This window comes from Nocardia brasiliensis (genome assembly GCF_011801125.1).
Lineage (GTDB): Bacteria > Actinomycetota > Actinomycetes > Mycobacteriales > Mycobacteriaceae > Nocardia > Nocardia brasiliensis_C.
This window is the reverse complement of the sequence record NZ_CP046171.1, coordinates 4,324,961-4,330,489: the sequence shown is the minus strand read 5'-3', so window position 1 is coordinate 4,330,489 and position 5,529 is coordinate 4,324,961. Positions and strand designations below refer to the sequence as shown.

Below are 5,529 nucleotides of genomic sequence, written 5' to 3'. Positions count from 1 at the left end.
GAATCGGTGCCTCGCCACGGTTTCGCGCCGCCGCCGATCCGCGGCGGCGGCGCGAAACCCGTGCGGAGGCTCGATCACCTGAACGTGTCGTTACCCCTCTCGCACAGCCGAATTCGACGAAATCGGCGCGGTCATGTTCAGGAGTTCAGTACACGTCAGCGTCCGTCGCTGGGGCCAGGCACACGATTGCGGAGTAGCGATCAGTGCTTGCGGTATGCCGGACGAGCAGGTGGGTGCTCAGGAACGCCGCGGCGGACTCGGCGTAGAGATCGTCCGCGGCACCGGGTACGGCCAGGGTGCGCATGACTTCCTCCAGCAACGGGTCACCGTGCGCGAGCGCGGCCGACATCGCCTCGAAATCCGCAGCGCTGCCGTCCAACTGGGCCGCGGTCGCGTCGACGGTGGCGCGCGGAATATGGATCTGCGTGCTGCGCATCGGCCCTGCTCCGCGATAGCCGGCCGAGGTGGCCGCCCCGGCACCTTGGCCTCGATCGCTCCCGGCAGCCAGGTAAAGCGGGCGCCGCGCCCGTCAACCGGCGTCCTCGAAACCGCATGGCACCGACCCTACCGACGCGCGACCGATGGCGAGATCAGCGAGAAATCACCGCGCTCGATACCGCTGAGCGCGGTGTAGCGAACTGCTCCGGCGTGCCGATCGCGCGGCTCCGAGGCCGATCCGGAATTCCTGCTACTGTCCGGCAAACATCGCGTGAGCAGTCGGTTCGAGGTCCACAAGAGAGGATCGGTCGGGTCGTGTCGGAAACTGTGATCGGACGTCGTGCGTTGTTGACCACTGCGGTCGCGGCGGGAGCACTGGCCGCGGGAGCGACGACAGTCGCCTGTGGCGCGCCTGCCGCTCGGACCGATTTCGCGCGGTCGATGGATCGAAGCGTAGAACTGGCCAGAGAGATGCTGGGCATCGACGCCGCGGGCAATGATCTGCGGCTGGCCTACCTGCGCACACTGATCGATACCGGGCTGACCAAAACCACTGCGCCCAAACGGGTTCTGGTGATCGGCGCGGGCCCGGCCGGGCTGACCGCGGCGAGCCTGCTCGCCGATGCCGGGCACCAGGTCACGGTCATCGAGGCCAACGGCAACCGAACCGGTGGGCGTGTCAAGACCTTTCGCGGGATCTTCACCGATCCGGCGCTCTATGCGGAGGCCGGCGCCATGCGATTACCGAGCGCCCATCCCATGGTGCTCGCCCTCGCCGACAAACTCGGCCTGCGGCGGCGGCAGTTCCACAATGCCGATGTCGCCCCGGAGGCGCGGTCCGCCGCGGTCACTCCCGTCGTGTATCGCTCTTTCACGGGCGAGCAGTGGAGCAACGGTCCCGCCGCCGAGTTCCAGCCACCGCCCGCGGCGGGACGCACGCTGATCAACACCAACGGGCGGATCGTTACGCGCGCCGACTACGCGCGCGATCCCGCGGCCTTGCATCGTGCGTTCGGCGTTGACCTGGCCACTCCGGCCCGAGGCGCGCTCGACTCGGCACTGCACAAGGTGGGGGTGCCCGACGGCTGGCCGATCGAGCGCCGAATCGAGGGCTGGGCAAAGATTTTCAATACCTACGAGGACTATTCCACGCACCGCTATCTGACCGAGCACGGCTGGAGTCTGGCGCACCTGGCCGCGGTGGGCACCCTGGAGAACCTGACCTCCCGGCTGCACTACGGCGTCATCTCCGCGATGGTCGACCATGCCCTGATCCGCCCCGACGCGAGCTACTGGGAGCTGGAGGGCGGCACCGCGACACTGACCGACGCGCTCACCAGCAAGCTCGGTCCCGCTGTGCACCAGGGCAAGCGCATGACGCACATGGAGCAGCACGAGCATGGGGTAAAGGTGTGGACCACAGCCGAATCCGGCAACGAGCACACCGACGGCGCGCCGGTGGACCCGGTCGAATCGTTCGAGGGCGATTACGCCATCCTCGCTATTCCTTTGACCGCCACCCGGTTCTGCACCTTCGACCCGCCGCTGTCCTATCCGACCCGGCGCGCCATCACCGAACTGCATCATGATGCGGCCACAAAGGTGTTGCTGGAGTTCAAGACCCGGTTCTGGGAGCAGGGGCCGAACGGCTTCCGTGGTGGCGGGTGCGTGTCGGACTGCCCGAACCGCTTCACCTATTTCCCCTCGCACGTACCGGAATCCGAGGGCGGCGTCGTGCTGGCCAGCTACACCTGGTCCGACGACGCCATGCGCTGGGATTCGCTCACCGAGGGCGAGCGGGTGCATTTCGCGCTCGCGGGAATGCGTCGCATGTTCGGTCCCCGCGTGGACGCCGAATTCACCGGTGTCGGCGTCTCGCAGTCCTGGCAGCGGGCCCGATACGCGCTCGGCGAGGCCGTCATTCCCACCCCGGGCCAGCTGCATGAACACCACGCGGCCACTCGCAACATCGAGGGCAGAATCCATTTGGCCGGCGACCACACCACCCTCAAACCGGCCTGGATCGAAGGCGCGCTGGAGAGCGGGGTCCGCACCGCCCTCGAAGTCCACCAACGATAGGTCGCGCGGCAGCGCAATACCCCCGGCCGGTGAGCTGTTGGCCAGGGCTCGCACGCGGACCGGTCTGCTGGTGATCGAACGCGCGGTTAGGCTCTGACGCGTGTCGATGACTTGGGCGGGTGCGCCGTCCACGGCGGGGAGGTAGAGCCATGACCGATTCGCGGCCGGGCCCGGGCGGTAAGGCGTTGTCGATCGTCGCCGGTGCGGTCGGGGTGGTGCTGCTGCTGGTGGTCGGAGTGGTGATCGGGTTCGTCGTGCGCGATCGGGTCGGCGCGGGCGCTTCGGGCACGCCCTTGCCCGCGCCCGCGCGGTATTCGACGGCGGCGGTGACGAATGCGTGCGACCTCGTCGATCGCACCCCGTTGACGAAGTGGGCGTCGACACCCGACGACACGCGAACCCAGGTCTCCGGTGACTCCGGCACCCTGAGCTGCGTTGTGCGCTATGCCAATAAGCCGGGCGAGGGGTTTCCGATGAACACCGCCTCGCTGCGGGTGCGGGCCGACGTGGTGGACGGATCGGCCGAACGCGTCTACGCGCACTGGACGCGTAGCGCCGCCGAGCTCGTCGATCCCGGGTCGCAGGTGAGCTCGGGTGAGTTCACCGGCATCGGCACCAAGGGCTACTGGCAATTCGAGGCCGACAACTTCGGCGGCATCGTCGACGCCGAATATGTGGTGTGCGTGTGGGATGCCGGTGCCGCGGTGCAGGTGCGGATCGCGCTGTCCCGGGAGAAGGCGGCCCCGGTGATCGGCAGGGACGAGCTCGACGCGGTCGCACGATCCCAGGCCCGCAAGGTGCTCGACGGACTGCGGCAGAACAACGGTGAATCCACCTCTGCCGCAGCCACTTCCAGCTCCGTCGTGCGGTCGTCCGCGGCCGGCACCGCGACGGCCCAGGCGCCGGCGCCAGGAGACTATTCCATGAACGGCGTAGCGAATGCCTGCGATCTGATCGATCCGACACCACTGCTGCGGTGGTCGGCCACGCCGGATCGGCCGCCTGTCCATGACGAAAGGCCGCCGAGCGCGGACAACTCCGGCAGTTTGTCCTGTCAGCTCGGTTACCAGAGCCAGTCGGGTGACGGCGTGCATTGGAATCAGGCCGCCATCGACCTGCACGTCGAATTCACCGCGCCCGGCGCCGCGCCCGTCTATGACGAGTGGAAGCAAAAGGACACCGCGCCCCGGCCGGGTGTGAATTCCGGCGAGCTGACGGGCCTCGGCACGCAAGCGTATTGGCACACCGCGGTAGCGGATTCGAGTAGCACGACCGGAACGGACTACGTCGTCGGCGCGCAGGACAGCAACGTGTCGGTACGCGTCCGAATCCCCATTCTGCGGCAACACGGCGAACCGCCGGTGGACTCGGCAGCAGTCGGCGCGATCGCCCGCGATCAGGCCGAGCGTGTCCTCGATGGTTTACATTGTCACCGGTGACGTCATCGGAGTTCAGTCGCCATATTCGTCGTACGCCTCGAACTCGCCGAAGTCGTCCTCGAACCAGCCGAGATCGCGCCACGTGCCCGACCCGTCGAGCGGTCCCTCATAGACGATTTCGAGATAGCTGCCGGACTGGTCGTCAAGTCGCAGACGACGGCCTCGGCTATACAGAAAAAGGGACGCGCTGATGTCGGGCCTCCCGCTGTCGTAGGCCATGCCGAGAACGCCCTCCCACGCCACTTGGAGCGGCCGGGACGGGGCCGGGCCCCGCACGAGACAGGAGAAGCCTTCCTCGAACTCGTTCGACTTGACCACGCTCACCGGCTCGCCGAGATGCACTCCCAGGCCGGTCACGAAGGAGTCGATCGCCGCTCGCCACCGGCCGGGCGTCGAGTGGTCCTGGGTATCGTTGTCGGCGGTCATTGCCAGCTGTTCCCTTCCCAGCTCTCCCTATCGGGATACACCACTGCGTGGGCGCTTTGGTTGCGTCGGATCTCGACGTAATGGGGGTTGTTCGCCCACTTTCCGGTTTCAGAGCTCGCTGCCGTGCGGCATCGGCTCAGCGCACTGTGTCGGCGTGTTCGAGGATGACCTGCTGGGTGGTGGCCCAGGCCGTGGAGGTGGGGTCGGCGAATTCGCCGTGACCGGTTCCGGGGAGCAAGCGCAGGTCGGCGCTGTTGCGGGCACGCCTGGCCGCGGTGATGTAGCGGCGGCTCTGTTCTGGGGAGACGACGTTGTCGGCATCGCCGTGAATCGCGGTGATCCGCATGGCGGTCGGAAGGTGGGCGATGGGGGAGGCGTAGCGATAGCGTTCGGGGACCTCGCTGGGCGAGCCGCCCAGCAGTTTCCGGACGTATCCGTCACGGCCGCGGGTGACGGCGTACTCGGGGTCGAGCACCGCGGACATGAGGGTGGCGCTGCGGATGCGCAACGCCTTCGGCTCCGTCGACCGTTGGAAGCGACCCGCGACCCACGCGGCCAGGTGACCGCCGGCCGAGTGGCCCGCGACTTGAACCCGCTGCAGGTCCAGCGCATTACCCGATCGCCGCTGCACGCTCGTGCTGAGCGCCAGGACCGCGTCCGCGACATCGGTGAGGGTGACCGGCCAGCCGCCGGTACCGTTGACCCGCCGGTATTCGATGTTCCACACCGCGACGCCGTTCTCCGCCAATGCCGCGGACTGCGCGTTGAACTGCGTGAGGGTGCGATTCTGCGCCCAACCGCCGCCGTGGATGAGGACCACGACGGGATAGGGCCCCTGGCCGGTCTTCGGCAAATAGAGGTCGCCGAAGCAGTCGGGGTCGGTGCCGTACGGGATACGCAGCGGCTTGTCCGGCGAGGCTGGCAGCATGCCGGAGCTGACCATGGCCGGTGCGATGGGCTCGCGTGGTCCGTACCCGACCGCGAGGGTCAGCAGTGCGGCCAGCACCGCAACGACTATTCGGCGCAGCCGCCGCGGACCGGGCACCATGACGGCCGGCCACCTCCTCTTCCCTGGCGCATCGCCGCCACCCTACTGTCCGTGGGCGACCGATACGGACGCCCTCGGACAACAGGTGTCGACCGTCAC

The 5,529-nt window shown here is 67.9% G+C and carries 5 protein-coding genes; 2 read left to right on the top strand and 3 right to left on the bottom strand.

Features of this window, described 5'->3' with window-relative positions; all coding sequences use genetic code 11:
• Window positions 1-145 precede the first annotated feature (145 nt).
• Complete coding sequence (locus F5X71_RS36475; RefSeq protein ID WP_174817102.1) at window positions 146-436, bottom strand: hypothetical protein; 291 nt, start codon at window positions 434-436, stop codon at window positions 146-148.
• A 443-nt stretch (window positions 437-879) separates the two neighbouring features.
• On the opposite strand from F5X71_RS36475, the gene F5X71_RS19630 reads away from it, so the two are divergent.
• Together F5X71_RS19630 and F5X71_RS19625 are read left to right on the top strand one after the other, a co-directional pair.
• Window positions 880-2,517, top strand: coding sequence for a flavin monoamine oxidase family protein (locus F5X71_RS19630; RefSeq protein ID WP_238815333.1), 1,638 nt, complete (start codon window positions 880-882; stop codon window positions 2,515-2,517).
• A 149-nt stretch (window positions 2,518-2,666) separates the two neighbouring features.
• Window positions 2,667-3,956: a hypothetical protein gene (locus F5X71_RS19625; RefSeq protein WP_167463357.1), complete on the top strand. Its 1,290-nt coding sequence runs from the start codon at window positions 2,667-2,669 to the stop codon at window positions 3,954-3,956.
• Window positions 3,957-3,968: 12 nt separating this feature from the next.
• Here the strand turns inward: F5X71_RS19625 and F5X71_RS19620 are convergent, their stop codons facing one another.
• Window positions 3,969-4,382 carry a hypothetical protein gene (locus tag F5X71_RS19620; RefSeq protein ID WP_167463356.1) on the bottom strand — a complete coding sequence of 138 codons (414 nt, stop codon included), beginning with the start codon at window positions 4,380-4,382 and terminating at the stop codon, window positions 3,969-3,971.
• Between the two features lie 136 nt (window positions 4,383-4,518).
• Window positions 4,519-5,430, bottom strand: a complete 912-nt coding sequence (locus tag F5X71_RS19615; protein ID WP_167463355.1) for an alpha/beta hydrolase family protein — start codon at window positions 5,428-5,430, stop codon at window positions 4,519-4,521.
• Window positions 5,431-5,529: the final 99 nt, after the last annotated feature.

Bases quoted from the DNA above. Each gene is read 5' to 3' on its own strand.
- F5X71_RS36475 (WP_174817102.1), bottom strand. From the start codon at position 436: ATGCGCAGCACGCAGATCCATATTCCGCGCGCCACCGTCGACGCGACC.
- F5X71_RS19630 (WP_238815333.1), top strand. From the start codon at position 880: ATGGATCGAAGCGTAGAACTGGCCAGAGAGATGCTGGGCATCGACGCC.
- F5X71_RS19625 (WP_167463357.1), top strand. From the start codon at position 2,667: ATGACCGATTCGCGGCCGGGCCCGGGCGGTAAGGCGTTGTCGATCGTC.
- F5X71_RS19620 (WP_167463356.1), bottom strand. From the start codon at position 4,382: ATGACCGCCGACAACGATACCCAGGACCACTCGACGCCCGGCCGGTGG.
- F5X71_RS19615 (WP_167463355.1), bottom strand. From the start codon at position 5,430: ATGGTGCCCGGTCCGCGGCGGCTGCGCCGAATAGTCGTTGCGGTGCTG.